The 285-nt window shown below is 52.6% G+C and carries 1 protein-coding gene; it reads left to right on the forward strand.

Annotation, left to right across the window (positions count from 1 at the left end; all coding sequences use genetic code 11):
- The coding region (locus SLS51_RS23615; protein ID WP_323840894.1) for a hypothetical protein at positions 1-285 on the forward strand (285 nt) is incomplete at both ends.

The raw sequence follows: 285 nt of genomic DNA on the forward strand, positions 1-285 counted from the left end.
GTCGGTAATGGCACAACGCTGGCGGCCATGTTTGGTAAAGCCAATATGATGACTCATGTGGGGGATGGCTTAACAGGCGTGTTAGCACTGGGTGAAGCCAATATCGTTACCAAAGTGGGTGATGACTTTATGGGGGTTGTTGCCGCGGCGAAAGCGAACGTTATTACGCATGTTGGCGACGCGGCAACCGCCGGTATCCTGTCTGGCAAAGGCAATATTCTGACCAAAGTGGGTGACGGTACCACAGTCGGCCTGCTTATTTCCAAAGTGGGTAACGTGATGACC

This window comes from Photorhabdus africana (assembly GCF_035181445.1).
Taxonomy (GTDB): domain Bacteria; phylum Pseudomonadota; class Gammaproteobacteria; order Enterobacterales; family Enterobacteriaceae; genus Photorhabdus; species Photorhabdus laumondii.